Raw genomic sequence first — 26,652 nt, 5'->3', positions numbered from 1 at the left:
TTTCTTATTCATCAACTTCTAGTTTGACACAAAAAAACATTATGAGCACGGCGATAACCCGACAAATTGTCCTCGATACTGAAACGACAGGTATGAATAAACTTGGTGTTCATTATGAAGGGCACAATATCATTGAAATTGGTGCGGTAGAGGTGATTAATCGCCGACTAACTGGGCGTAATTTCCATGTGTACATTAAACCTGATCGCCTTGTTGATCCGGAAGCTTTTGAAGTTCACGGTATTAGTGATGAATTCTTGCAAGACAAACCCGTGTTTGCCGATATTGCGGATGAATTTATTGAATTTATTCGCGGTGCAGAACTTGTTATTCATAATGCCCCCTTTGATATCGGTTTTATGGATTATGAGTTTCGTAAACTCAATAGAGGGATCCCGCCTACAGCAGAATTTTGCACGATTACGGATAGCTTAGTGCTAGCCCGAAAAATTTTTCCGGGTAAGCGAAATAATTTAGATGCGCTGTGTGATAGATATCTAATTGATAACTCTAAGCGAACATTGCATGGAGCATTACTCGATGCTGAGATTCTTTCTGACGTTTACTTAGCGATGACGGGGGGACAGACTTCCCTTGCATTTTCAATGGAGTCTGAATCCAGCAATACAGAACAAGCTAATACAATTCAACGTATTGAACGACCAGTGAGTGGATTAAAGATTCTTTATGCCTCTGATGAAGAAGTAGCAGAGCATGAAGCTCGCTTAGATATAGTCGACAAAAAAGGGGGTAAACCTTGTTTATGGCGGCAAACTAAGCAAGATGAGGATGTTCTACATTAAGAGTGGTGATTTAGTGATCTCGCAAGGCTAAAAACTGCTCAACCGTACGATTTTTCAAGAAAAAGTATTGACTGTCATAGCAAGTATTCGTAATATGCTTGGCGTTCCCAGTAGGGAACTTCGGAGCGGTAGTTCAGTTGGTTAGAATACCTGCCTGTCACGCAGGGGGTCGCGGGTTCGAGTCCCGTCCGTTCCGCCACATTATTAAGCCCTGAGTCTTATGACTCGGGGCTTTTTTTTGCGTAAAAAATTATTGATCGTTTAACTTTTTTGTTTTGAAGCATGCATGGCATGCTTACATCATCAAATCCCTTTCAATAGGTTCAAGGTGACTTTGCGCCTATTTATTTCACTTTAGTGATAAGACGTTGTGCCCGTGTAGGATAATAATTAATCTTATAGTAGGTCATGGTTATTTTCGATTATTGAAATAGGATTATGTGATTATTTTAAATAATATTTATTCTCCTAATCTAGGAATAATTCTTAGGTTCAATTAGAAACAATAAGGGAATATTCTTAATTTAAATTCATTTCTAAGTATTAAGTTAAATTATGAGGGGCAATAATTGATATATATTGATAAGTGTATCTGGAGATTATTTGAAAGAAGATTAAATTGTAATAATGTTTAATTAGAGAACTATAGCCTTATGATTTACACGCAGTAAAGGTATCTTATTATAATGAAGGTTTTACTCGTATTAGCGTATTTTTATCAAAATGTTAATAGTTATTAACATGGCCTATAGACCATTTTTTTCAAATGGTCTTTTGCTGAAATAATATTCTTTGCATTGCTTTTTAATTGGATTTTTGCTTTTATTTTTATTAATTTTATGGTTTTTATTCTCACACACCATATGGGTTATAAAAATAAATAAAAATTTAACATGGATTATAATCCATAAAAATCAATAAGTTGATATTTAATTGAAAGAATAGCGACTAAAAATGATATCTTTTCTTGCGATTGGTAGGTTTTAGGGGGTGAAAATTGACGCATGTCAACTTTCAACGATATAATGCTGAAGTTTTCATCATGTAACAAAGTATTTCAATCATCCATTTAATAGATTAGTTGAGTCGAAAAATAACGATAAACATTTATTTTTAAGCTGGAAGTTAAATAATTCCAAGCGTTAATATTTATTCAAATTACTAAACTATTTATTCTCTCTAATATAGCTTAGAGGGATTTTTCTTTGCATAAATAAAACACCATAGCGTTGAAAGGATTAATATGAAAAAGTTTACTGGCGTTGTAATGTTATTATGCATTGCAGCATTGACTGGCTGTGTGCGTAATGAAGGACTTCACGGATATAATAACGAGAGCTGGAAGAATAAGAATATTCTCAAAGAGAGCAAGGAAGTTGAAAATAATAAAGCATTGGTTTCCTTCTATAGAATAGATAATCAAGTTGAAGGGAAAACAATTAATATATTCGTGAATAAACAGTATCTCACTTCATTAGAACCTAATGCGACTAAACAAATTAAATTGTGCTCTGGAAACAACAATTTTACTGCATATAAGACAGACGTTAGCGAACGCTATAATACTAAATTAAACGAAATCGATAATAAGCCATTAGAGCCAGGAAAATCCTATGCGTTCTTGGTCATTGAAACCAATGGAACAGTATCATTAAAACCAATGACAGAAAAAGAAGTTAATGAATTTAAAGGAAAAGTTAGTACTCAGATTCATACTTTACCGCGTGTGGATGTAGCTCAAAGCTGCCAATAATTAATACGTTCTTAAGCTAAATTTAATTCAATAAATAATTGTCTGATACGAGGCAATGGATAACTATGTCTATTAAAAAAATATCAATTAAAGTTAATAATAGCAAAGAGACGATTGAGCAATATTCTGTCACTGGTGGAGAAAACGGCGCAGGTAAATTAAAACAACCACTGCATATTAATGCACAAAAAAATGTAAATTATTTATTAATTGATGAAAGTACACAATTCGCGCCAGAAAATATCGCGGTTAAGCGCGTAGATAAAAATCTTGTCATTGCATTTGAAGGTGGTGACGTAGAAAGCCCTGATTTAATTATTGAAAATTACTTTGCTGAAAACGGTGCCATTGGCTACCACGAAGGTGATGCAAACCTAATTATCGGCCAATATGAAAATGGTCAATATTTCCCATATGTTCCTGAAAGCGCTGTAAAGGCAGATGCAATAAGCCAACTGGCTGATGGCCAGGCTACAGGGCAAGCTATCGGCGGCGATGCACTACCGCCAATGTGGGCATTTAATCCATGGTGGTTAGCAGCGTTGGTTCCTCTCATTGGAATTCCTGCTATTGCAATTGGCGGCGGTGGTGGTGGCGGTGGTCACTCCAAAGTGGTTGATCATGCACCTATTGCGGGTGATGATTCTGCGCATACTAAGCATAATACCCCCATTTCTATCCATGTTACCGCCAATGATAGTGATGTTGATGGTGACTTAAATCCTAATTCTATTCGTATTGTCAAAGAGGGTTCCAAAGGAACGGTGACAATCGGTAAAGATGGAAAAATAGTCTATACGCCAAACAAAGGCGAGTATGGTATTGATACCATTACTTATGTAGTAAAAGATCGTGCAGGTCATGAGTCTAACGTAGCCACTATTACGGTAAAAATTGATGCTGCACCAGAGGCGAAGGATGATTCTGCGGCAACCAAAGAATCCAAGCCTGTCACTATCGATATGGAAAACAACTATTCTGATAAAGACGGAGACGTTGACCATAGTTCTCTAGAAATTAAAACTAATGGTGCTAAAGGTTTTGCGAAGTTTGTGAATGGCAAGCTGGTGTACACCCCCAAAGCGGGCGAAGTGGGCACCGACACCATTACGTATCAAGTCAAAGACAAGAACGGCAACGTATCCAACGAAGCGACGGTGACCATCGAAATCGACGCCGCTCCGGTGGCGAATGATGATTCGGCTGCGACCAAAGAATCGGTGCCCGTCACGATTGACGTGTTAGACAACGATAAAGATCTTGATGGCGATATCGACTCAAGCACGCTGACTATTATCACCAACGGTAACAAAGGCACCGCGGAATTTGTGAACGGCAAGCTGGTGTACACCCCGAAAGCGGGCGAAGTGGGCACCGACACCATCACGTATCAAGTCAAAGACAAGAACGGCAACGTGTCCAACGAAGCGACGGTGACCATCGAAATCGACGCCGCTCCGGTGGCGAATGATGATGCGGCTGCGACCAAAGAATCTGTGCCCGTCACGATTGACGTGTTAGACAATGATAAAGATCTTGATGGCGATATCGACCCAAGCACGCTGACTATTATCACCAACGGTAACAAAGGCACCGCGGAATTTGTGAATGGCAAGCTGGTGTACACCCCGAAAGCAGGGGAAGTGGGCACCGACACCATCACGTATCAAGTGAAAGACAAGAACGGCAATGTGTCCAATGAAGCGACGGTGACCATCGAAATCGACGCCGCTCCGGTGGCGAATGATGACACAGCAAGAACAAATCAAGCCACTTCAGTGACTATTGACGTATTAGCAAATGATACTGATTTAGATAAAGATCTTGATCCAACTACACTGACTATCGTGGACCAGCCAGCACAAGGCAAAGTAGATATCGTCGATGGTAAACTGGTGTATACACCGAATGCGGGAGCTAAAGGTACAGATACCATTACTTACCAAGTCAAAGACAAGAATGGCAACGTATCCAATGAAGCTACTGTGACCATTGCGATCAATGAGCCGCCTGTTGCAGGTGACGATTATGGTAAAACTAAGCAAGGCGTACCGACAACAATTGATGTTTTGGCTAACGATAAAGATCCTGATGGGGAATTGGATAAATCGACTCTGCATATTGAAAAGAACGGAAGCAAAGGTACTGCTACGTTCGATGTGGATGGTAAATTGATTTATACACCAAAACCAGGTGCAACAGGTCAAGATACCATTACATATACGGTGAAAGATAAAGATGGCAGTATCTCGAATACCGCTACCATCACAATTGATATTGTGCCAACACAGACTACGCCGACAGAAGTTTATGAAAAAGGGTTAAGAACAGATGGCACGGCTGGTGATAAATCGTCTGTGACTGTAAATGGCGTTATCGAGCTATCTAACCCAACGGATAAACCAACAACACCAAGCGATATTAAGATCATCGAGCCGACAACCAAGTTAACTTCTGGTGGCGAACCCATTAAATGGGAGCCTTCGGATAACGGTTTTGTGGGTAAAACGCCAGATGGGAAAGAGGTTATTTCTGTCAAAGTCACTGATACCCCAACAGCAGATGGCAACACAAAAGTTAACTATGAAGTTAACCTAAAAGGTCTTGTTGACCACCCAGAGGGTAAAGATTCTCTGAATATTGAGTTTGGTGTTAACAACGGCACAGATGAAGTGAAAACAGAAATCGTGGTGCATGATGATAAGCCAAGTGCCGCGGATGTTGAATTATCAGTAGAGCCGCCAGCAGACAACACTTTTTACGCCAACTTAATTATCTCATTAGACTTATCCAGCAGTATGGGAAGGGATGATAGTGGGATTCAAGGTGGCAATACTCATTCAGGCATGAAAACGCGATATGACGCAGCATTAGACTCAATTGAAAGTGTACTTAATAGCTATGAAGAAAGGTTAAATAGTGCTGATGCGGGAGAAGTCCGCGTGAGTATGAATGGCTTTGCGAAACAAGCGTCAGCAATTGGTGCCATTAAAGGGTATCCAATGGATCAACCTTATTGGTGTTCAATCGCGGATGCGAGAAAAATTGTTGAAGGATTGCGTGGTTATCAAGAGTTACGCCCTGACCATCAAGTTATTGGGGTAGATACGAACTATGATGCTGCTTTGCAACAAATTATTAGTATTTTCCAAAAACCATCCAGCAGTGGAATGGAGCCACTGGATGCTAAGAATATTAGTGGGAAATTGGATAACACATTGTTTGTAATCACTGATGGTATTCCAAACTTTGGTAACCAAGAAGGTAGTCAAGATCCTTTGGTGGGCAATGGCATTGCACCAACATCGCCAAATGGTTTTATTCCCGGTAGCCCTAATTCTGATATTGGTGAAGATAGCTGGAAAGCTTTCTTAACTGAAAAAGGAATTCGTTCAGTTGCGATTGGTATTGGTCAGGATATGCTCAATAGCTCCAATGGTAAAACGGGCGAAGAGTTTATTAAGCCTATCGCTTTTGATGGTCAAAAAGGCAAAGATAATGATGGTAGTGATGTTATCGTCTTGAAAGATATGAGTTCGTTATCAAACATATTAGAAAAATATGTTCCTAGCGAAAATACGATTGAAAGTAGTTTCTCCAAAAATAGTCAAGATGAAAAAACCTTAAGCTTTGGTGCCGATGGCATGAAATCAATCAGTATTGAAGTGGATGGTAATACCTACAAATATGATCCAAAAACTAATTCTATTACCTCTGATGGTAAAGATAAGAGTATTTGGGCAGATTTCGGTGGCGGTGAAGTCGCCATTAAAACTGAAGCAGGCGGCTTACTCTCTATCTCGTTAGGTGAGAAAAACTTTGGTCAATTAACCTACCGTCCGGGGACAACACGTCCAATTGGAATGGAAAAAGAGACCTTCACACTGACACTAACGGATAACGATGGAACCAATGGTAAATCATCAATTTCAGTGGATATCAGTAAGTTAAAAGAATCTGGTCATACAGGTTTAAATGATGCTGATTTAACGGCACTGAAATTGTTCTCACCAGAAAGTGCAATGGAGTTATCTGGGGGGGATCATGATGTCAATGCAACATCCAGCCACTCTACTGGTTTCATGCATTCATCATTAGATGCATTACAAGAAACTCAAAACGCCATTATTTAAGACTATTTATAGAGGGTTGCTCATCAGTAGCCCTCAATATTTTACGTCGCCAACCCCTGTTTTATTACTTTGCGCCAAATTTATGAAATCTATGATTAATGGCATCTTAGCGTTAGTTTTTGTGAAGATGCTTTCTCTTTCTGCTGTGGCAGATGTAGTTGAATTAAAAAAGCTATTAAAAGATTCACTCGATAGTGCCCCAGAAGTTCAAGAGGCTTATGCCAATTATCAAGCGGCGCAGAGCAACGTTAGTGCAGCGGAAGCTGGGCATTATCCTGTTGTCAGTTTAATGGGAGCTCAGCCTCTTGCGCAGCAACACAAATATGAAAGTAACGCGATGGAATCGGGGTTTCACCTCGGTACCAAAGCGACCATGAATATTTATTCTTGGGGGGGGATTGAAGCGAGTGTCGACCGCGAACAGTCCAAGCAAAGTTACTACGAAAACCAATATATTCTTTCTCAAGAAGATATCAGTGTGCGCATTAGTCAGCTTTATTTACAGGTTTTGCGCCACAAAGAAACCCTTGATGTTATTGATGAAAACCTCGTTCGTCATCACCAAATTGCAAAGCAGCTGACTACCATCGTCCAACATGATTCGGGGCGAATGAGTGAGCTAACACAAGTGAAAGCGCGCACCTTAAAAGTGGAAATGAGCCGCGCCGAAACAGAAAGAAACCTGAATTTAGCCCTGAGCCAATTATCGATTTTGACTCAGCGCCAGCTCACTGTAGACCAATTTGTTGATCCCTTCAGGTCGACAACGAGTGGTGTAATTCTGGCGAGATTCCAAGATGATAACTTAGAGAATAATCCAAGCTATAAAGCCCAAGTAGCGGATGCTCAAAGTCTCGATGCAGACGTTAAAGTTGCGAGTGCGATGAGAAAGCCAGCATTGAATTTAGAAGTCAGTGCCACCCCCGATAACAGTGAAGTATTTTTACGGGTCTCTTGGAATATTTTCGACCAAGCCAGCTATTACAGCCAAGCACAAAAAGAATATGCCTTATCGGCAGCGAATGAGCGTATTAAGAAGACATTCCGTGAAATTAAAGAAATGAGTCAATCTGCGGCGATCAATATGGCGCAAAGTGAAAAGCAAGGAAACATAGCAAAAGCCTATATCGCAGAACAAAAAGTGGTGATCAGTAACTATGAAAAGCAATTCACCATCAACCGCCGTACTTTAATTGATTTGCTCGATGCGTATAACGAGCTTGCAAGCATTCAAACCAGCGCCGTTATCTTACAAAACGATTTCCGTGACGCGACACTTAATTACCTCAGCGTGCAGGCGAAAATGTCTGCATGGATGAACCAAGAATTGGCTTCAAGATAAATTATGAATATTATTAATAACCTATCATTAGTCACCCAGCGTTTGGGTTATACCCTTTCACCGGAAATCTTATTAGCACAAACCAAGCGTACTGAGTCGAAGTCTTTCGATTATGCCTCGTTAGTAAATGTGTTGAATTCCCACCAATTTGATAACCAGATCATTGAAATCGATCTGCATAAGATCCCGACGATTGCGGCGCCGTTTCTGGCGCTATTGGCAAATAATGAATCAGTGGTGATCAGCAAAATTGAAGATGGGGAAAATGGGCGTCATTTCGAGATCTTAACGGAAGAAGGCTTACGTCAAACATTAAGCGTGCAAGATCTGGCAGTGAACTACAGCGGCTATAGCTGGTTTATTAAACGTAATATTCGTTCAGAAACCCGTTCGGAAATTGATAAATATGAAACCAGCAGCTTCTGGAAAGTGATTTGGCGCTATAAAAAATATTACTACCAAGTGATCATCGCATCGTTTGTCATCAACTTATTAGCCTTAATTAGTTCCCTGTATGTGATGAACGTGTATGACCGTGTGATCCCAAACCAAGCTTACGAAACGTTATGGGTACTGACCATCGGTGTTGTGCTTGCCATTGGCTTTGAATTTCTCGCCAAAATGCTGCGATCTTACTTATTAGATATCGCAGGAAAAAAAGCGGATATCGTGATCAGCGCCATGCTATTCCATCGCGTGATGGGGATCCGCCTTGATAAGCGCCCAGCGTCATCAGGATCGTATGCCAACAATTTACGTGACTTCGAATCCATTCGTGAATTCATGACCAGCGCGAGCTTATTAGCGCTCGTCGATCTGCCGTTTATTTTGCTGTTTATCGGTGTGATCAGCGTCATTGGTGGATACTTAGCGTTAGTGCCACTGACCATTATTCCGGTTGTGGTGATCGCGGGTCTTTTGATCCAAAAGCCATTAGCAAAAGGGATCAACGCCTCAATGAAAGAAACGTCTCAACGCCAAGGTCTAGCAGTTGAATCCATTGAAGGGATCGAAACCTTAAAACTGAATAATGCCGTGAATTGGGCACAACAGCGTTGGGAAATGCTTACAGAGAAAACCGCATTTTCATCCATTGCCGTGCGTAACCTGACCAACTTTATGGTCAACTTCAGTGCGGCGATGCAGCAGCTCAATACCGTCGGTTTAGTGTGCTTGGGAACTTACCTGATCCACGCGAATGATGTGAACTCGCGTATTACGATGGGGGCATTGATCGCCAGTGTGATCTTATCCGGTCGAGCATTAGCGCCACTGGGGCAAATTGCAGGGCTGGCAACACGTTTTCAATCAGCGCGTATGGCATTAGCGGGCGTTAAAAATATCTTTAATCGCCCCGTAGAGCGCGAAGATCACAAAAAATACATTTCACCGACTTCTGTTAATGGCGCATTACGACTGACCAATGTGACTTATCAATATAATAAAGATGGGCAGCCAGCATTAAACAACATTAATTTAGAGATTAAAGCGGGCGAGAAAGTCGCGATCCTCGGTAAAATTGGTGGCGGGAAAAGTACATTACTGAAGCTATTGACTGGTCTGTATGAGCAACAGCAAGGAAATATCAGCTTAGATGACCTCGATATTCGCCAAATTGATCCGATTTTCCTCAGAAGCAAAGTTGGTATGCTGGCTCAAAAGCCGCGTTTATTCTTTGGAACCTTACGTGAAAACTTGGATTTGGCTCGCCTTGATGGCTATTCAAGTGATGACGATTTGGTGCGTGCACTTAAGCGTTTCCAGCTTGATAAAATTATTCGTCAGCATCCCGCCGGTTTAGATATGCCTTTGGGGGAGGATGGACTAGGGCTATCGGGCGGACAAAAACAGATGGTAGCACTGGCGCAGTTAACCTTACATAACCCAAATGTGGTGCTGTTGGATGAACCCACCACGGGCATTGATGTGGATACTGAGAAATTGGTTCTGGATGCACTGGAGGCGTGGACTCAGGACAAAACGCTGATTGTCGTGACACATAAATTACCTATTTTACGTTTAGTTGACCGAATTATCGTGATGGACGATGGCAAAATCTTAATAGATGGTCCTAAGCAGAAAGTATTAAAAATGCTAGGACAGTCGGAGCAGCCAGTAGACACTGTTTCTACCGATAAACCTGCGCCACAGCAGGCACCACAAGTACGCGTTGTTTCTCAAGTTAGACATACCGTTACAAAAGAAGAAGAGGCGATTTAAAATGGATCATTATGGTAAAGCGTCTAAACAGCAGCGTACTATTTCTAACGATTTTTCTCATGACTTAGCATCCGTGATGAAAAAAGAACGTAGCAATTTACTGTTTCTGCCTATTATCTTTTTGGCGCTATTGCTGACGATTTTTATCATCTGGGCGTATAACAGTAATTTAGAAGAGATTATTCGCGGGCAGGGAACCATTATCCCCAGTAGCCGTGAGCAAGTCATTCAGAGTATCGACCCAGGTAATATCCAAGAAATGTATGTTAAAGAAGGGGATATTGTTGAAAAAGGGCAAATTTTACTGAAGTTGGATGATGCTCGTAGTCGGGCGTTATTACGTGAAAGCCAAGCTCGAGTACAAAACTTAGAGGTTATCTCAGCGCGTTTGAAAGGGGAATCTCGTAACGAAGAGCCTGATTTTTCAAAGATAGCGGATCAAGAATTAGTGGCGCGCGAACGTAATGCCTACAACGCGAAAAAGACTCAGCGCGACCAAGCGATAGCAGGTTTACGTCAAAGCAAAGGGCTATTGGATCGAGAAATCGCGATCACTAAGCCGTTGGCGAAAGAAGGATTAGTTTCCAATGTGGAGATCCTGCGAATGGAAAGACAATCTGTTGAGTTGGCAACCCAAATCAACGAACGCATGAATAACTATCTGGCGGAAGCTAATGCGGAATTAATCAAAGTCGAGTCGGAGTTGGATCAAGCGGAAGAGAGCATGAGTATGCGTGAAGATCCGGTGGCACGCTCGGAGATCCGCGCCCCCGTTCACGGCATCGTAAAAAATATTAAGATCAATACGATTGGCGGTGTGGTTAACACGGGGCAAGATATTCTTGAAATCATCCCTCTGGATGACAAACTCATGGTCGAAGCGTACATTCGCCCACAAGATGTTGCATTCTTAAGACCGGGTATGCCTGTGGTTGTTAAAGTGACTGCTTATGATTACGCTATTTATGGTGGTTTAAATGGGGTGGTGAAGTTAATCAGCCCAGACACGCTAAGTAATGATACACGTCGCAGTGAGTTAAAGCTCAATCCAGATGAGACCTTCTACCGAATTCTTGTCGAAACAGAGAGCAATTATTTGTTAGACAAAAATAACCAGAAAATGGAAATAATTCCGGGTATGGTGGCATCAGTAGATATTAAAACAGGCGAAAAAAGTGTGTTTGATTATCTTATTAAGCCAATCACGCGTATGAAACAGGCAATGACAGAACGTTAATCATCCTCTAAATGCCGTGATATAAAAATGAGGGCGCTAATGTTAGCGCCCTTGTTGTTTTGTGTGGGTTTTCCCGTCAAAAATTTGCCAAATATCACTAATATTGAGGCTAATTACTCAAGAAGCATAAATCACCTTGATCCTAAGTGGTGAACTCAGGTTTAATAAGGTCAGGCAATTGCGCAAAACGAAGAACCCAAAGGGATATTTTGCGCAATGGAAAGGATTCAGCTTGACGGTTGCGATAAAGATCCGCAGTCTGCTGTCAGATTGTTTCAAATAATTGCTGTATGGATGAAATTGCGTTAGTTTCGTAGAGTCTCATCGCCAAACTTCAAGTTGTGGGTAGGTTTAATAAGCGCTTATGCACCTGCGGCTCGAATTATTGAGGCTAACTCTATAAACCGCAATGATTCTCTATTGCGTTGTGAATATTGGTTTAAGTACGTTCTATCCTACTTGGAGTATACTAATGACGACTCGTAAAACCCTTGCTAATGCTATCCGCTTTCTGAGTATGGATGCGGTTCAAAAAGCAAAATCAGGGCACCCTGGCGCACCAATGGGCATGGCTGATATCGCTGAAGTTCTTTGGCGCAACCATATGAATCATAACCCAGCAGATCCACATTGGGCTAACCGTGACCGCTTTGTACTGTCTAACGGTCATGGCTCAATGCTGATTTATAGCTTGCTGCATCTGACTGGTTATGACTTATCTATTGATGAGTTAAAGAACTTCCGTCAATTGCATTCTAAAACCCCAGGTCACCCAGAATATGGTTATACGCCAGGTGTTGAAACTACCACGGGTCCTTTAGGTCAAGGTATTGCAAACGCTGTGGGCTTTGCAATTGCTGAACGTACTTTAGCGGCGCAATTTAACCGTCCAGGTCATGATGTCGTCGACCACCACACCTACGTGTTCATGGGTGATGGCTGTATGATGGAAGGTATTTCCCACGAAGTATGTTCATTAGCAGGTACACTGAAGTTAAATAAACTGGTCGCATTCTATGATGACAACGGCATCTCTATCGATGGTGAAGTTGAAGGCTGGTTTACTGATGATACTGCAGCGCGTTTCGAAGCATACGGCTGGCATGTTATTCGTGACATTAACGGTCACGATGCAGACCAAATCAATGCGGCAGTGAACGAAGCACACAAACAGTCAGACAAACCAACCCTGATTATGTGCAAAACCGTTATCGGTTTCGGTTCACCAAACAAAGCCGGCACTGAAGCAGTTCACGGCGCACCTTTAGGTGATGCAGAGATTGCAGCAACACGTGAAGCGCTGGGCTGGAACTACGGTCCATTCGAAATCCCAGCGGATATCTACCAAGCTTGGGATGCACGTGAAGCTGGTAAAGAAAAACAACATTCTTGGAATGAAAAATTCGCAGCATACGCGAAAGCGTATCCTGAATTAGCGAAAGAATTCGAACGCCGTATGGCGGGTGAATTACCGGCTAACTTTGATGCTGAAGCGAAAAAATTCATCGACAATCTGCAACAAAATCCAGCTAATATTGCAAGCCGTAAAGCGTCTCAAAACGCATTAGAAGCGTTTGGTAAGGTATTACCAGAATTTCTGGGCGGTTCTGCGGATTTAGCACCAAGTAACTTAACCATGTGGTCAGGTTCTAAACCACTGAACGAAGACAAAGCGGGTAACTACATCCATTACGGTGTACGTGAATTCGGTATGTCTGCGATCATGAACGGTATCGCTCTACATGGCGGTTTCGTGCCTTATGGCGCAACATTCTTAATGTTCGTTGAATATGCACGTAACGCGGTACGTATGGCAGCGTTGATGAAAATTCGTAGCATCTTCGTTTACACCCATGACTCAATCGGTCTGGGTGAAGATGGTCCAACTCACCAACCAGTAGAACAACTGGCAAGTTTACGTGTGACACCAAACATGAGCACATGGCGTCCATGTGACCAAGTTGAATCTGCGGTAGCTTGGAAATATGCGATTGAGCGTAAAGATGGTCCAAGCGCACTGATTTTCTCTCGTCAAAACTTGGAACAGCAACCTCGTACCGCTGAGCAATTAGCGAATATCGAGAAAGGGGCTTATATCCTGAAAGATTGCGCAGGTACACCTGAGCTAATCTTTATTGCAACGGGTTCTGAAGTTGAGTTAGCAGTGAAAGCAGCGGATCAACTGACTGCAGAAGGTCGTAAAGTTCGTGTGGTTTCTATGCCATCAACGGATGCATTCGACAAACAAGACGCGGCTTACCGTGAATCCGTTCTGCCTTCAAGCGTGAGCGCTCGTGTTGCGATTGAAGCGGGCATTGCGGACTACTGGTTCAAATACACGGGTCTGAATGGCGCTATCATTGGTATGCATTCATTCGGTGAATCAGCTCCAGCTGACGTGTTGTTCAAAGAATTCGGTATTACGGTTGAAAATGCAGTGAATGCAGCGAAATCTCTACTGAAATAATTCATAAGATGCACCGCGGTTAAACGCGGACATCCGAAAGTGAATGAATGTAATTTACGCCTCAATATCAAGTTTGGTATTGGGGCGTTGTTTTTTTGTGCACCCTTTCTTGTTTTTCTATTGCGTTCTATAAATATATCCCTTAATCTAAAACTTGATTAGCTGAACCGTTTCAGTTTCGTTTGAGAAAATGTAAATAAATTTTAAAAATGTCGAGTGAAGCACACTTTTGATGTTTGACAGCTAAAATGAGCAGTAGAGTTGGTGGTAGTCAGTTATCCTTAGCAACCGTGTGATTTTGCTCAGATACAAGGTGTAGAATGGCAATCAGGGTAGCAATAAACGGCTTCGGTCGTATTGGTCGAAGTGTCCTTAGAGCACTATATGAATCAGGTCGTCGGGCAGAAATTGTCGTTGTGGCGATCAATGAATTAGCTGAACCGGAAGGTATTGCTCATTTGCTGAAGTATGATTCAAGTCACGGACGCTTTGCATGGGATGTCCGCCTCAATGGCGATCTGCTACAAGTTGGGGATGACAATATGCGTCTTTTCCATCAAGCGGATATCAGCAAGCTACCTTGGAAAGAATTAGGTGTGGATGTGGTATTAGATTGCACAGGCGTTTACGGCTCTCGCGAAGATGGCATTAAGCATCTGGAAGCTGGCGCAAAAAAAGTGCTCTTTGCGCATCCGGGAACCGATGATCTTGATGCAACCATTGTGTATGGTGTGAATCATGACAGCCTACAAGGAAGCGATACCATCGTTTCCAATGCATCTTGTACGACCAACTGTATTATTCCTGTCATCAAAGTTTTAGATGATGCTTTTGGTATAGAGTCGGGCACCGTCACTACCATTCATGCATCCATGAATGATCAGCCTGTGATTGATGCCTACCATAAAGATTTGCGCAGAACCCGTTCCGCTAGCCAATCGATTATTCCCGTTGATACGAAGCTGGCGGCAGGGATCACTCGAATTTTCCCAAAATTTCAAGGGAGTTTCGAAGCGATTTCGGTACGTGTTCCTACGACCAATGTCACTGCCATTGATTTAAGCGTGACTGTCGATGCGGATGTTTGCGTTGATAAAGTTAACAAGCTACTACAGAGCGCCGCGCACGGGCATTTTCGTGGTATAGTAGACTATACTGAATTACCGTTAGTCTCGATGGATTTTAATCATGATCCACATAGCGCTATCATTGATGGCACGCAAACACGCGTTAGCGGTAAAAATTTGATCAAAACTCTCGTTTGGTGTGATAACGAATGGGGGTTTGCTAACCGGATGCTAGATACAACCCTAGCGATGGCAGCAACAGGTTTAAACTAATTGGCGTCTGACAGACAGCAGGGCACAATAACCCAATACGTTATTTATTGCCCAGCCCAGTCGCTAATGAAAACTTTATAGAGAATCAACAAGAGGATTCACCATGTCTGTAATTAAGATGACCGATTTGGACTTAGCGGGTAAACGCGTTTTCATTCGTTCGGACCTAAACGTTCCTGTTAAAGATGGTAAAGTTACTTCAGACGCACGTATTCGTGCTTCATTACCAACAATTGAATTAGCGCTGAAACAAGGTGCTAAAGTCATGGTTACTTCCCACCTAGGTCGCCCGACTGAAGGTGAGTACAACGAAGAGTTTTCACTGCAACCTGTTGTTGACTATCTGGCCGCTAAATTAGATAACCCAGTTCGTTTAGTTAAAGACTACTTGAATGGCGTGGATATCGCTGAAGGCGAATTAGTTGTTCTGGAAAACGTGCGTTTTAACAAAGGCGAAAAGAAAGACGACGAAACACTGTCTAAACAGTATGCTGCACTGTGTGATGTGTATGTGATGGATGCGTTCGGTACTGCTCATCGTGCTCAAGCATCAACTCACGGTGTCGCAAAATTCTCTCCAGTTGCGTGTGCGGGCCCGCTGTTAAGCAATGAATTAGAAGCATTAGGCAAAGCGCTAGGTAATCCAGCACGCCCAATGGTTGCTATCGTAGGCGGTTCTAAAGTTTCGACTAAACTGACTGTATTAGATTCCCTGTCTAAAATTGCTGACCAACTGATTGTTGGTGGTGGCATCGCCAATACGTTCATCGCTGCGGAAGGCAACAATGTGGGACGCTCTTTATATGAAGCAGACCTGATCCCAGAAGCGAAAAAATTACTGGCTAACTGCCAAATCCCAGTGCCAACTGATGTTCGCGTGGCTACCGAGTTCTCAGAAACTGCTGAAGCAACACTGAAAGCAAGTAACGCTATCAAAGATGATGAGCAAATTCTGGACTTAGGTGATGAATCCGCAGAACGTCTGGCTGAAATTCTGAAAAATGCGAAAACCATTCTTTGGAACGGCCCTGTGGGCGTATTCGAATTCCCTAACTTCCGTAAGGGAACAGAAATCGTTGCTCGTGCTATCGCAGACAGCGACGCTTTCTCAATCGCTGGTGGTGGTGACACCCTAGCGGCGATCGATTTATTCGGTATCGCTGATAAGATTTCATACATCTCTACGGGTGGCGGTGCTTTCCTTGAATTCGTTGAAGGTAAAAAGCTCCCAGCCGTTGTAATGCTAGAAGAACGTGCTAAAGCGTAATTAATTTGTTCATACACAACAGGCAGCGTAGGCTGCCTGTTCACCACAGGACCTTTTCACATGTCTAAAATTTTTGATTTTGTTAAACCAGGTGTTATCACTGGTGATGATGTACAGAAAGTTTTCGCGGTTGCCAAAGAAAATAACTTTGCATTGCCAGCTGTGAACTGTGTTGGTACTGATTCAATTAACGCCGTACTTGAAGCGGCAGCTAAAGTACGCGCTCCGGTTATTGTTCAGTTCTCTAACGGTGGTGCTGCATTTATCGCAGGTAAAGGCCTGAAAGCTGAAGGGCAACAAGCCGCTATCTTAGGTGCCATTTCAGGTGCCCACCATGTACACCAAATGGCAGAACACTACGGTGTGCCAGTGATTCTACATACTGACCACTGTGCGAAGAAATTACTGCCATGGATCGATGGTCTGTTAGATGCAGGTGAAAAACACTACGCGAAAACTGGCAAACCACTGTTCTCTTCTCACATGATTGATCTGTCAGAAGAATCTCTGGAAGAAAACATTGCAATCTGTTCTAAATATTTAGAGCGCATGGCGAAAATCGACATGACTCTGGAAATCGAATTAGGTTGTACTGGTGGTGAAGAAGACGGTGTTGATAACACTGGCATGGACAGCTCAGCGCTGTACACCCAACCAGAAGACGTGGCTTACGCTTACGAAAAACTGAACGCTATCAGCCCACGTTTCACTATCGCAGCTTCTTTTGGTAACGTACACGGTGTTTATAAGCCAGGTAACGTACAATTAACGCCAAAAATTCTGCGTAACTCCCAAGACTACGTGTCTGAGAAATTTAACCTACCACACAACAGCTTAGATTTCGTTTTCCACGGTGGTTCCGGTTCAAGCGCTGCTGAAATCAAAGAAGCAGTAAGCTACGGTGTTATCAAAATGAACATCGATACCGATACTCAGTGGGCAACATGGGATGGTATTTTACAGTATTACAAAGCGAAAGAAGGCTACCTGCAATCTCAGTTAGGTAACCCAGAAGGCGATGATAAGCCAAACAAAAAATACTACGATCCACGTGTGTGGCTGCGTAAAGCACAAGACTCAATGGTTGTTCGTTTAGAGCAAGCATTCAAAGAACTGAACTGTGTAGACGTTCTGTAATTTAAGAGTCGGGCTACAAATAGAAAATCCCTCAGTAAGGCGACTTGCTGGGGGATTTTTTTATGCTTTGAAAAAGATGCTGGGTGTATTTGGTATAAATACAGCGGCATTATAAGTTGATTGTCATGGACTGGTTTCTACGCTCCAAAAAATAATTCAAATCACATTGCAGTACGTTGGCGAAGATACACAATCGAGAAATCGTGAAGTTTTGAGTGCCACGCTCATAGCGAGAGATTTGCTGTTGGCTTAAGCCCGTTTTCTTACCTAAAATGCTCGCGCTCCAGCCTAGCAATAACCGGCGTTTACGAACTTTGGCGCCAATATCAGTGTTTGAGATATGATTATCATAGAGAGCCATATGCTGTCCTCGTTTGTTTTTTATTTCTTCATTATGCAAATGAGAAAATATTGGTGTGAAAGAAAGATTGACCATTAAATAAACTTAATCCGATGATGAAAACACTAAGGCCAATAATAAAAGTGCTAAAACTAAACAATAAAGAAAGATGCTTATTAATATAAAAAATAGACTGCTCTTTGAGTGGGAATGACGCATCTGAAAAAGATAAAAATAATATAATCATTCCCCAATGCAGTACCGACTGTAAAAAAGGGTGCTCTAAGTTACTGTTGATGACTACAGGCGTTAGCGCTAATACCAACGATATTGAGTATCCATTTCCATTTTTTTTATATTTAATGATTGACTGATAAATAACATAAATTCCTCCTGTAATAAGAAATGACATGAAAATAAGATTAATATATCCACCTGTCATCACCCAACGTAAAATTTCATTAAAAACATGGGGCATAATGTAATTATCAGAGCTCAAAAATGGAATTTGATTTGTTTCAAAACTCGCATTCATTATTAACGGTTTTTCCCACATTTCAGTTGGCGGTGAGATAAACAGTGAAATGGAAAATCTCAACATTTGTTTAATATGGAAACGATTAATAATTTCACTATCAATATATTTTGGACATAACTGAATCAAGTAAACACCGATAAACACAGCAATGGCGATGATGAAATAGCTTACACTCACTCTGAGTTTATTCTTATGGTAAAACAAGCAGATAAAGATAAATGTACATACGGCGAAACTCAATATTATCGTCACGGACTGTAAGATAACGAGCATCATGGTAAAAAGAAAAATGCCAATGCCTAATAGCATCGTGCGGCATTTTTCTTGGAAAATTGATGCTAATTTAAACTGCGATAAAACCATGGTCATTAACGATAATATGCAACTCATTGCCATATTAACCGACAAAACGGTGATTTGCTGGGTCAAGCCGTATGAGCGCATGCCGGTTGCAAAATAAAAAATATTGGTTTCAAAGATATACTGGTAAATAGTAAAAAAACACTGAATTACATTAATAATTATGAAGCAATAAATACAGAAAGATTGAATTAACCATTTCTCTCTTATTTGCAGCCCGACAATGTAGAGTATTACACCAGCACTAATTCCAGACCAATACCAAAATATGATATTGGTATTTTCTTGTACATAAAAAAGATTAATGCTTAATATCACGAGCCCTAGACAAAAACACATTGCTGGAATCGTAATGAAAATTTTTATTTTTCTATAAAATACAGTAAATGCAATGATAGAAATAATTAATACAATCGCTAACCAGCTAATAATATTCTGTGGCAACGATTGCCGGAGACTCCCTAAATTGTCAATATAAATTATGCTGGCGAGATTCCAAATAATAAAAATACTAATGAATATAGAACGAGAAAGCATAATCATATTATTTTTTACAACATGTTATTATAAATAAGTCGCAATTAACCACGCATTACCGGTATATTTACCTGGTTCAGCATCTAATCCGTAAAGATGACTTTCAATTTGAATATTCTTTACTTTTTCAATGGTGGTTTCGATGGTTTTACCCCGTTGATTGCTCTCTGCATCGTACAGGGATAGCTCGGAATAAATGGTGTTATTGCCTGATTTTAACGGTACCCGCTTTTGAGGATCACTATCTGTTACATAATCTAAGGCGAATTTAACTTTAATCCCCTGACCTCGATCACATTGGTAGGTTGCAGTGCGGGTTTGTTTACTGTCAAATTCAATTGCATTCATCGTGTTATGGTTGATATTTAAGTTATCAATATTGGATTTACAGTTTGATGGGTAGTTAATTATTGATCGAGTTAAATCCAGTTTTACACCTGATTTTTCAGCAGGAACAAACATGTCGGGTGTTCCGGGGTATTGGAACATACGTGTATAACCCGCAATCATGGCTTGAGGGATCACAACTTTTCCATCTAATGGAATTTCTTTTACATAGATACGGACTTCAAATGGAAATTGAACGGTAAAATAGGAAGTACTTTGTGAGGTTTCCGTTCCACTACATCCATTACCGGCAATATTTTTCCAACCTTGGGTAATTCCGTTGTCTGAATACAAAGTAAAAAACGTATTACCATTAATTTTATATGCAGTTAACCCTTTGATAGTAAATCCAGCTTCAGGCATATACGAAAATACACGGTGGAAGGCATAGTTTGAAGCCAGCCCGCGTTGGTAATTACCTTCTAAGTAGTTAACTTTACAGTACACCGTACCAACAGGTTGTGAAGTACTTTCATCAATCACAATGCCTTCTTTATTAGGCGGAGCAACGGAATAGTACTTCTCCCCATTACTGCCAATCGTTGGGGTATCTGCTAATACGGAATTATTGGAAACAAGGTTCATTTTGTAGGTGCCGCCACTACCCGAATAGCGGGTTAACCCATGGGAAACTTGGCTGTATAAAAACAATGACATAACCATTGCCATTAATGAAGTTTTCGATGTTTTTTTCATTGTCATTACCTAGCTTTAAAGATAATCAATCATAACTGACAGTGCCGCACTAAATGGACCCACTTCAAGGGTTTCTGGTAACTGATTCGTTACTAATTGTGACTGTAAGGTCAACGTGGCGGTATCACCACTGATGGATGGGAAAATGGGTTCCCATTTCAGTAGATTGATAGCGGTGTTTCTGTTGGCTTGGGAAAAACGGATCCCTAAGCCTTGAATGGTCGTGCTCAATACTGTTTCGTTATTTATCGTGAGGGTAGAGCCTTCTTTCGGAGATAAATAAACGCGTAAATTTTTTCTGAGATCGCACTGTTTAATTAAGATCCCAAAAGATTGTTTTTCTTCTGTTAAGCGATCTAAAGCGACATTTTGAAAATTGACGTATAGCTCTTTATCACCGTTTTCATTCGTGATGACACAAGATGGGCGTACCAACGTGGTTTCTAACGTAATTAAAATATCGGCATATGAAAAGTGACTCACGAGCAGGCAAATAGCGCCTAAAAAATGGGATATTTTCATCATCATTCTCCTACTGGTAGTCCAGATTAAACGTGACCAAAGATGAGAAACTTCCTGTCTTAAGACGCCCACTAAATGGTTTCTGTGCATAGACCCCGAATAGCAAAGGGTTAATGGATCCTTTGCCTGTTTCCGTCACCGAGCTGACATCAATTTGCGTATTAAACTTCAGTGGCTGACCATTTTTTCCATCAGTTAAGGCTAATAGCACATTGGACTCACCAGTGGTTTTTAAATAGGTGATGCCATTGTGAGTTTCCGTATCTTGAGTATTTAGCGTAATTTTGATGGTCTTATTTAATGCCGCGGTTGAGCAATCGACGATATCCAACTGAAAAGGTTGAATATCAGAACGGCCTTGATTTTCAAGTTCAGAAAATCGTAAGCCAGATAAGTAGACCTTTTTCTTCGTATCGTCATCGGACAGGCGGCAACCAAGAGGCACGAGAGTTCCTTCAAAATAGACGGATAAGCTATTTGCCAAACTGCCATAGCTGGTCAATAGCAAAGTGCTAAAACTGACCATGAGCGCGAATGTTTTAGTCATAAATCATCTCCAAACGGCGAGCCGAATTTTCGGCGGGGAGTAAAAATGTCAGGCTCTTATTCGCTGGTGGTTTTGAAACAACATACTGCTGACCCGAAAATTTCAACGTGAATGGTGACCAAGCTTGGTTATAGGAACTGGTGATACAGTGGGCATAACTCACATTAAATTGATAAGCTGGTTCATTGATATGATTGACCGCTCGAGTCATTGTCACCTTGGGTTGGCATGGCGTTATGACAAAACGTGCATTGACATAAATAGTGCCAGTTGTTTGCAATGAATCGTTTTGCGATGGCGTTGCCGCCAAGGTGGGCATTGCAAACATGAGCGATAACCCAAAGTGATATAGTTTCATGTTGATATTCCTGTTTATCTGGTTTGCGCTATTCCGTTACTGTGCATTGCGATGCTTGGCACTTAAATGCCAGCGAAGGTTTTCCACCATAATCATTGATATAGGTCAGATATGGCGTTGCAAACTTCGCGGATTTTAAGTTGTGGGTTGATTTTGGTGGCACCATGACGGCATCAAAATCACTTTGCTCTGACAGCTTTTGGCTATTACCAATACCAATAATGGTCAGATAAAATCCCGTAGGGTTATTCAGCTGATAACCATTGGCAGTCGGGGTTAATGTGATTTGTTTTGCCCACTCTTTTTTACTATCAGCCACAATCGCTTCAGGGCGATAGAACAACTTTACACGGCTTTGCAGTGCAATTTGTAAAACACCAGCTTCTGTCGATTTTGGTGGAATTTCACGCAAGTTATAATAAAACAGAGATTCTCTGTCTTGAGGTAACTTATTGATATCTGGTGCAGCACTTAAACGCACTAAGCTGGTGGATTTTGGCTCCATACGCTGAATGGGTGGAGTTGCAATAATCGGACCCGCTTCTAATTTTTTCTCAGCGGCATCTTCTAACCATGATTGGGCTAAGTAAGGCAACTCTGGATTGTCATTGCGGATGGTGATGTTAATAGACTGTTGGTCGCCATCAAAAATAATACGAGTACGGTCAAGCGTAACGGCGGCGTAAGTGGCGCCCATTGCACCCATGGTCGTCAATAAGACACTGGTGCGAATTAAATTAAAGATATTTGATTTCATTTAAATTTTTTCCTAATGACAAATTAATACAGGGTAGCTATCCGCACCATTTTTAAATTCAGTTACTCTGGCGCTGCATTGCAATTTATTTCCCCAGTAGAGATCGAGCAGGTCATTCGGCATGACACCAACAATCCATGTGATCCCTTGTTCACCCACAATACCGAGCTCAACGTTGTTTTTATTACGGACGCTGGCGCCGAAAGGTGGATAAGTGCCGTCCGTAAGTTTTAAACGGGCAAAGGTTTTTTCCCCTTGAATCACGTTAAGACTGCGATAACCAATGGCTCCGCGGGTTAATGTGGCTTCAGTGACACTTTCCAATGCTTCAATGTTATTCGGTAATTTACTGGTGTTAATCGATGCCGTTGTTTTTCGATAGCTACTTACGTTAGGGATGACCGTTAACCCAAAGCGGTTAGTTTGATAAACCCCGCCATTTAATGGCACGTTGCTGGCGCCTGGTGTTTCAACGACTAAGCGAGTTCCACCATAGGCTGCCTGATGCATTGCAATACCGTCTTTAACCAACGTGATCCCACCGTTAATCGACCCACCAATGGTGTGGTATTGGTTCGGTACATAGCTGGCATTAGCGGATAGTGATGCCGTTGGAAAATTCTGGCTCAAGTAACCGCTGAAACTGGTTTGTGAATCCTGAAATTGTCCCGTTTGATAACCTACGTTGAGGTTATAGCTGCGTTGATCGCTGTAGCCGCTATATCCCACATTATGGGTTGATGAACGGCGTCCACTCTGGTCTTTTGTGTAGCCTTCAGAGAAACTAAAACTACTCCCCATCGTAAACGGAACTGTGACGTACAAATTAATCGCATCATCTTGATATCCAGATCTTTTGGATCGAGTCGCTGATGCAGTTAGGCTGATATTTTTTAACCCAAAAGCGACAATATTGAATGCGGTGTTAATGTAAGCCCCAAATTGCTCTTCGGCTTGGCTATTCCAGTAAGTGTTGTACTGGTAGTTTCCACCCAGCGAGAACGAGTCAAAATATTTATTAATATTGACCTGATAGCTCTCTTTATGGGCTTGGGTTTCTGTCCCTGTGCGACGTTCATCCAATGTTTGTTGCAAAGAACGATAGGTTTCATCCGAGAATCGATATCCGGCGAAGGTGATATCCGTCCTCGCTTCATCAAACGATTTTGAATAACTTAAGCGATAGCTGCGCCCTGTCAGGGTGTTGTCCAGTAATTTCGCGTGGGATTGTGTCACGTCAAATGACAGGCTCCCGAAGGTAAATAAGTCTCGCCCAAAACCCGCAGAAAAAGCTTGGTAGTTTTTCGATAAAATCGAGCCACCATAGATAGACCAAATGTTGTTAAGCCCATATGACAGCTCGCCTGATGCGGTCATATCCCCTTCAAGATGGCGACCATCGTAACGTGGTTTACCCGCTGCAAATTTGTAGCGAATTTGTCCCGGACGCGTTAAGTAGGGGAGCGCTGCCGTGGTGACGCTGAACTTTTGTTCTTCGCCATTTTCTTCACGCACAGTGACATCCAAGGTTCCACGGATTGAGCTATCCAACGTTTGGATCTGGAACGGTCCCGCAGGAACTGTGGTTTCTAACACGATACGATCATGGCTTTTAACGATGACCGTGGCATTAGTTTGTGCTATCCCAATAATTTCAGGCGCATACCCTGTCAGTTTGGGTGGTAGCATATTTTCGTCGGTTTCTAATGACAAACCGGTAAACTGCCAAGAATCAAAAATTGCGGAATAGAAATAGTTTTCCCCTAACGTCAGAACCGAGGCAATATTAGCTAATGAACGATAAGCATATAAACGGCTGAATATGGCATCGCTATATTCATTGTTATAATTACCAGAGGATTTACGGTAGTTCGCTTGGTAGTCACCACGTAAACGCCACGCGCCAAGGTTCAATCCTGTGGTTCCGTTCGCCGATAAATATGACTCTTTGGTTCCGCTATCTCGACGGCTGAATGAGCCCGTTAAGGTATAGTCGAGTAAAAAACCATTAATACCTTCTTCCCAGCGAGAAGGTGGCACCCAGCTCGGGTCGGTATATTCTAAATAACTTTGTGGGATCAGAATTGACAATGTTAACGTCGATAAGTCCACACTCAGCGTACTACCTTCAAGAGCAGATAAATCCATACACTGATCGTTATCACGATATTTAACTAAACGAATCGCTTCAGGTTTTAAGCCGAGTTGATCTGTAATTACTGCTGGAATACATATGACACTAAATAATGAATCTTCAGAAGACGTAGGCGCACCAATAGTAATATCACGCGCGTTACCCAAACGTTCGTTATTGACTTTAATCGTTAAGTGATAATTTCCAGGCATAATAAATCCGGCCTGTGAAAACTGGCTAAAGTCAATATTCTGAGTATCTTTGGTATCGAGCATATCTGTATTAAATTCAACAGAAAAAGCGACAGTAGGAATACTGGATAAACAAGATATAATAATTAACTGGTGAAAAATATTAAATTTAGCCATAGTGTTCTTATCATATAAAATAATTTAGAATATTTATTAGTCGTAACTTACATTGAATTTTATCGTGGCAAAGTAATTCCCTGGTACAATTTCATTGTTAAGGGTGTCAATTTCTGTTTCATATTTCAAAAAGCTGACTTTCGTTTTACTATCAAAGTAAATTGCGCTATTTGAAATAGAATACGATTTATTCGGAGTGACTAAGTTATTGTTGGTGTCATAAATGTAAACAACGACGCCATCCGTGGGACCAGAAAGTTTAACTGCATTGTTATATAGATCGTTATTGGCAAAGAACTTGATTTTTATTCCTTTTCTATTATCTTTGTCGTATTCACTAATACAGTTGTTTAATTTAATGTTAAATGACTTCCTGTTATTATTTTTAGCTTCTTCTGTGTTGATATTTTTTTTAGAAACAAAATCATAATTAATATATTGATATTGGCTGTCTGTTTCTATTGAGCAGGGAGCGGCAACAATATATCCACGCATTACCGTTTCGCCACGAATACCACCATCAACCGTGTATTCAGCATTAGAAATAAAAGGTGTTAATAATAATATTGACCATAAAAAAGATAAATTTCGCATAATGAACCTTTTTATTGGGAGGGTTTCCCCTCCCATAAAAATTACTCGTAAGTGATTTTGAAATCAGCGATAGAGTTAAATTCACCTTCAGTTACTGGCGTTGCAGCATCAACACGTTTTGCTAATGCAGTAAATTCCAGAACGTTTTCACCTTGTCTATTACGAATTTGGTTCAGAATAGATTTAGCTTCGTCGAATTTAAAGTCTTTAATCTGAATACCAACGTTAGTAGCAGTACCAGTTACGCCTAAGAATTCTTTATTTGTACCGACGTAGTTTTTACCACCAAAAGTAATTTTGATGTCTTTAACCGCAACCCATTTACCTTCAGTATCTTTACTGAATTCGTCGAAGTTACATTCTTTTAATTTGATTGCGATATTTTTTTCTGCTGCATTACCTGCTTCTAAAGAAGCACGTGAAAGTTGACCAAAAGGAACTTCTTGTTTGGTGCTTTCAGATTCGATATTACATGGAGAGTTAATAACTTGACCGCTGAAATGTAATTCACCCGTGTTACCGCTAGCTAAAACTGAAGCAGACAGAGTAGAAGCTGCAAATAAAACAGCAACAGATAATTTATTCAATTTCATATTATAGATCCTTAAAGATAAGTAATTGTCAGTCCCTAAAAAACCTAAGCAAGTGAATGTTTCAACTTAGGATTGAAGACTTCATTTTTAAACGTACTTGGTATTTAAAAGTACTAAACGTTAAATCATTCCCTGAAGTGTTGAATGCAATTTGCCTTATGTATCCATCCGTAGGCTTTTTGTGTAAGTCATTTCGACGAAAACAAGTTTATCCATTAGAGG

The 26,652-nt window shown here is 41.2% G+C and carries 21 protein-coding genes and 1 tRNA gene; 12 read left to right on the top strand and 10 right to left on the bottom strand.

The window, feature by feature from the left end; genetic code table 11:
* Positions 1-41 precede the first annotated feature (41 nt).
* From dnaQ to fbaA, 11 genes are all read left to right on the top strand, one after another.
* Positions 42-803 carry a DNA polymerase III subunit epsilon gene (gene dnaQ, locus PR766_RS02555; RefSeq protein ID WP_036961895.1) on the top strand — a complete coding sequence of 254 codons (762 nt, stop codon included), beginning with the start codon at positions 42-44 and terminating at the stop codon, positions 801-803.
* 122 nt (positions 804-925) lie between these two features.
* A tRNA-Asp gene (locus PR766_RS02550) sits at positions 926-1,002 on the top strand.
* Between the two features lie 1,044 nt (positions 1,003-2,046).
* Positions 2,047-2,556, top strand: coding sequence for an OmpA family protein (locus PR766_RS02545; RefSeq protein WP_036967256.1), 510 nt, complete (start codon positions 2,047-2,049; stop codon positions 2,554-2,556).
* A 65-nt stretch (positions 2,557-2,621) separates the two neighbouring features.
* A complete protein-coding gene (locus tag PR766_RS02540; protein ID WP_154636334.1) occupies positions 2,622-6,689 on the top strand; it encodes an Ig-like domain-containing protein in 4,068 nt (1,355 codons plus the stop codon).
* Between the two features lie 82 nt (positions 6,690-6,771).
* Positions 6,772-8,031, top strand: a complete 1,260-nt coding sequence (locus PR766_RS02535) for a TolC family protein (RefSeq protein ID WP_154636335.1) — start codon at positions 6,772-6,774, stop codon at positions 8,029-8,031.
* A 3-nt stretch (positions 8,032-8,034) separates the two neighbouring features.
* Complete coding sequence (locus PR766_RS02530) at positions 8,035-10,251, top strand: type I secretion system permease/ATPase (protein WP_154636336.1); 2,217 nt, start codon at positions 8,035-8,037, stop codon at positions 10,249-10,251.
* 1 nt (position 10,252) lies between these two features.
* A complete protein-coding gene (locus PR766_RS02525; RefSeq protein WP_154636337.1) occupies positions 10,253-11,488 on the top strand; it encodes an HlyD family efflux transporter periplasmic adaptor subunit in 1,236 nt (411 codons plus the stop codon).
* A 472-nt stretch (positions 11,489-11,960) separates the two neighbouring features.
* Positions 11,961-13,955: a transketolase gene (gene tkt, locus PR766_RS02520; protein WP_006657245.1), complete on the top strand. Its 1,995-nt coding sequence runs from the start codon at positions 11,961-11,963 to the stop codon at positions 13,953-13,955.
* Positions 13,956-14,275: 320 nt separating this feature from the next.
* The gene (epd, locus tag PR766_RS02515) at positions 14,276-15,295 is read left to right on the top strand and encodes an erythrose-4-phosphate dehydrogenase (RefSeq protein ID WP_006657246.1); all 1,020 of its coding nucleotides are present in this window, start codon (positions 14,276-14,278) and stop codon (positions 15,293-15,295) included.
* Between the two features lie 103 nt (positions 15,296-15,398).
* Complete coding sequence (gene pgk / locus PR766_RS02510; protein ID WP_006657247.1) at positions 15,399-16,562, top strand: phosphoglycerate kinase; 1,164 nt, start codon at positions 15,399-15,401, stop codon at positions 16,560-16,562.
* A 60-nt stretch (positions 16,563-16,622) separates the two neighbouring features.
* The gene (fbaA, locus tag PR766_RS02505; RefSeq protein WP_006657248.1) at positions 16,623-17,699 is read left to right on the top strand and encodes a class II fructose-bisphosphate aldolase; all 1,077 of its coding nucleotides are present in this window, start codon (positions 16,623-16,625) and stop codon (positions 17,697-17,699) included.
* 109 nt (positions 17,700-17,808) lie between these two features.
* Here the strand turns inward: fbaA and PR766_RS02500 are convergent, their stop codons facing one another.
* Entirely contained in the window at positions 17,809-18,060 is a 252-nt protein-coding gene (locus PR766_RS02500; RefSeq protein WP_006657249.1) for a helix-turn-helix domain-containing protein, read from the bottom strand.
* A gap of 31 nt (positions 18,061-18,091) precedes the next feature.
* A complete protein-coding gene (locus PR766_RS02495) occupies positions 18,092-18,754 on the bottom strand; it encodes a hypothetical protein (RefSeq protein ID WP_224050834.1) in 663 nt (220 codons plus the stop codon).
* 97 nt (positions 18,755-18,851) lie between these two features.
* Between PR766_RS02495 and PR766_RS02490 the strand changes: the two genes are divergently transcribed.
* Positions 18,852-19,037 (top strand): hypothetical protein, encoded by a 186-nt coding sequence (locus tag PR766_RS02490; RefSeq protein ID WP_224120569.1) that lies wholly within the window; start codon positions 18,852-18,854, stop codon positions 19,035-19,037.
* Positions 19,038-19,501: 464 nt separating this feature from the next.
* Here the strand turns inward: PR766_RS02490 and PR766_RS02485 are convergent, their stop codons facing one another.
* The 8 genes from PR766_RS02485 to PR766_RS02450 are packed head-to-tail and all read right to left on the bottom strand — an operon-like array spanning position 19,502 to position 26,430.
* Entirely contained in the window at positions 19,502-20,557 is a 1,056-nt protein-coding gene (locus tag PR766_RS02485) for an adhesin (RefSeq protein WP_195848327.1), read from the bottom strand.
* A gap of 15 nt (positions 20,558-20,572) precedes the next feature.
* Positions 20,573-21,079: a fimbrial protein gene (locus PR766_RS02480; protein ID WP_112860815.1), complete on the bottom strand. Its 507-nt coding sequence runs from the start codon at positions 21,077-21,079 to the stop codon at positions 20,573-20,575.
* A gap of 10 nt (positions 21,080-21,089) precedes the next feature.
* Complete coding sequence (locus tag PR766_RS02475) at positions 21,090-21,626, bottom strand: fimbrial protein (RefSeq protein WP_006657253.1); 537 nt, start codon at positions 21,624-21,626, stop codon at positions 21,090-21,092.
* The gene (locus PR766_RS02470; RefSeq protein ID WP_154636339.1) at positions 21,619-21,984 is read right to left on the bottom strand and encodes a hypothetical protein; all 366 of its coding nucleotides are present in this window, start codon (positions 21,982-21,984) and stop codon (positions 21,619-21,621) included. The genes PR766_RS02475 and PR766_RS02470 overlap by 8 nt, the downstream gene beginning before the upstream one ends.
* Positions 21,985-22,012: 28 nt before the next feature.
* On the bottom strand, positions 22,013-22,741 hold the full coding sequence (locus PR766_RS02465) for a fimbria/pilus periplasmic chaperone (RefSeq protein WP_006662727.1): 729 nt from the start codon (positions 22,739-22,741) through the stop codon (positions 22,013-22,015).
* 12 nt (positions 22,742-22,753) lie between these two features.
* Positions 22,754-25,243, bottom strand: coding sequence for a fimbria/pilus outer membrane usher protein (locus PR766_RS02460; RefSeq protein ID WP_154636340.1), 2,490 nt, complete (start codon positions 25,241-25,243; stop codon positions 22,754-22,756).
* 36 nt (positions 25,244-25,279) lie between these two features.
* On the bottom strand, positions 25,280-25,837 hold the full coding sequence (locus PR766_RS02455) for a fimbrial protein (protein ID WP_006662725.1): 558 nt from the start codon (positions 25,835-25,837) through the stop codon (positions 25,280-25,282).
* Positions 25,838-25,878: 41 nt separating this feature from the next.
* On the bottom strand, positions 25,879-26,430 hold the full coding sequence (locus PR766_RS02450; protein ID WP_006657258.1) for a fimbrial protein: 552 nt from the start codon (positions 26,428-26,430) through the stop codon (positions 25,879-25,881).
* Positions 26,431-26,652 lie beyond the last annotated feature (222 nt).

This window comes from Providencia sp. PROV208 (assembly GCF_028479465.1).
GTDB classification, from domain to species: domain Bacteria; phylum Pseudomonadota; class Gammaproteobacteria; order Enterobacterales; family Enterobacteriaceae; genus Providencia; species Providencia alcalifaciens.
This window is presented reverse-complemented; position numbering and strand designations above follow the sequence as displayed.

What these genes read in the sequence shown, in the direction of transcription:
- dnaQ (WP_036961895.1), top strand. Translation starts at nt 42, where the DNA reads ATGAGCACGGCGATAACCCGACAAATTGTCCTCGATACTGAAACGACA.
- PR766_RS02545 (WP_036967256.1), top strand. Translation starts at nt 2,047, where the DNA reads ATGAAAAAGTTTACTGGCGTTGTAATGTTATTATGCATTGCAGCATTG.
- PR766_RS02540 (WP_154636334.1), top strand. Translation starts at nt 2,622, where the DNA reads ATGTCTATTAAAAAAATATCAATTAAAGTTAATAATAGCAAAGAGACG.
- PR766_RS02535 (WP_154636335.1), top strand. Translation starts at nt 6,772, where the DNA reads ATGAAATCTATGATTAATGGCATCTTAGCGTTAGTTTTTGTGAAGATG.
- PR766_RS02530 (WP_154636336.1), top strand. Translation starts at nt 8,035, where the DNA reads ATGAATATTATTAATAACCTATCATTAGTCACCCAGCGTTTGGGTTAT.
- PR766_RS02525 (WP_154636337.1), top strand. Translation starts at nt 10,253, where the DNA reads ATGGATCATTATGGTAAAGCGTCTAAACAGCAGCGTACTATTTCTAAC.
- tkt (WP_006657245.1), top strand. Translation starts at nt 11,961, where the DNA reads ATGACGACTCGTAAAACCCTTGCTAATGCTATCCGCTTTCTGAGTATG.
- epd (WP_006657246.1), top strand. Translation starts at nt 14,276, where the DNA reads ATGGCAATCAGGGTAGCAATAAACGGCTTCGGTCGTATTGGTCGAAGT.
- pgk (WP_006657247.1), top strand. Translation starts at nt 15,399, where the DNA reads ATGTCTGTAATTAAGATGACCGATTTGGACTTAGCGGGTAAACGCGTT.
- fbaA (WP_006657248.1), top strand. Translation starts at nt 16,623, where the DNA reads ATGTCTAAAATTTTTGATTTTGTTAAACCAGGTGTTATCACTGGTGAT.
- PR766_RS02500 (WP_006657249.1), bottom strand. Translation starts at nt 18,060, where the DNA reads ATGGCTCTCTATGATAATCATATCTCAAACACTGATATTGGCGCCAAA.
- PR766_RS02490 (WP_224120569.1), top strand. Translation starts at nt 18,852, where the DNA reads ATGGTAAAAAGAAAAATGCCAATGCCTAATAGCATCGTGCGGCATTTT.
- PR766_RS02485 (WP_195848327.1), bottom strand. Translation starts at nt 20,557, where the DNA reads ATGAAAAAAACATCGAAAACTTCATTAATGGCAATGGTTATGTCATTG.
- PR766_RS02480 (WP_112860815.1), bottom strand. Translation starts at nt 21,079, where the DNA reads ATGAAAATATCCCATTTTTTAGGCGCTATTTGCCTGCTCGTGAGTCAC.
- PR766_RS02475 (WP_006657253.1), bottom strand. Translation starts at nt 21,626, where the DNA reads ATGACTAAAACATTCGCGCTCATGGTCAGTTTTAGCACTTTGCTATTG.
- PR766_RS02470 (WP_154636339.1), bottom strand. Translation starts at nt 21,984, where the DNA reads ATGAAACTATATCACTTTGGGTTATCGCTCATGTTTGCAATGCCCACC.
- PR766_RS02465 (WP_006662727.1), bottom strand. Translation starts at nt 22,741, where the DNA reads ATGAAATCAAATATCTTTAATTTAATTCGCACCAGTGTCTTATTGACG.
- PR766_RS02460 (WP_154636340.1), bottom strand. Translation starts at nt 25,243, where the DNA reads ATGGCTAAATTTAATATTTTTCACCAGTTAATTATTATATCTTGTTTA.
- PR766_RS02455 (WP_006662725.1), bottom strand. Translation starts at nt 25,837, where the DNA reads ATGCGAAATTTATCTTTTTTATGGTCAATATTATTATTAACACCTTTT.
- PR766_RS02450 (WP_006657258.1), bottom strand. Translation starts at nt 26,430, where the DNA reads ATGAAATTGAATAAATTATCTGTTGCTGTTTTATTTGCAGCTTCTACT.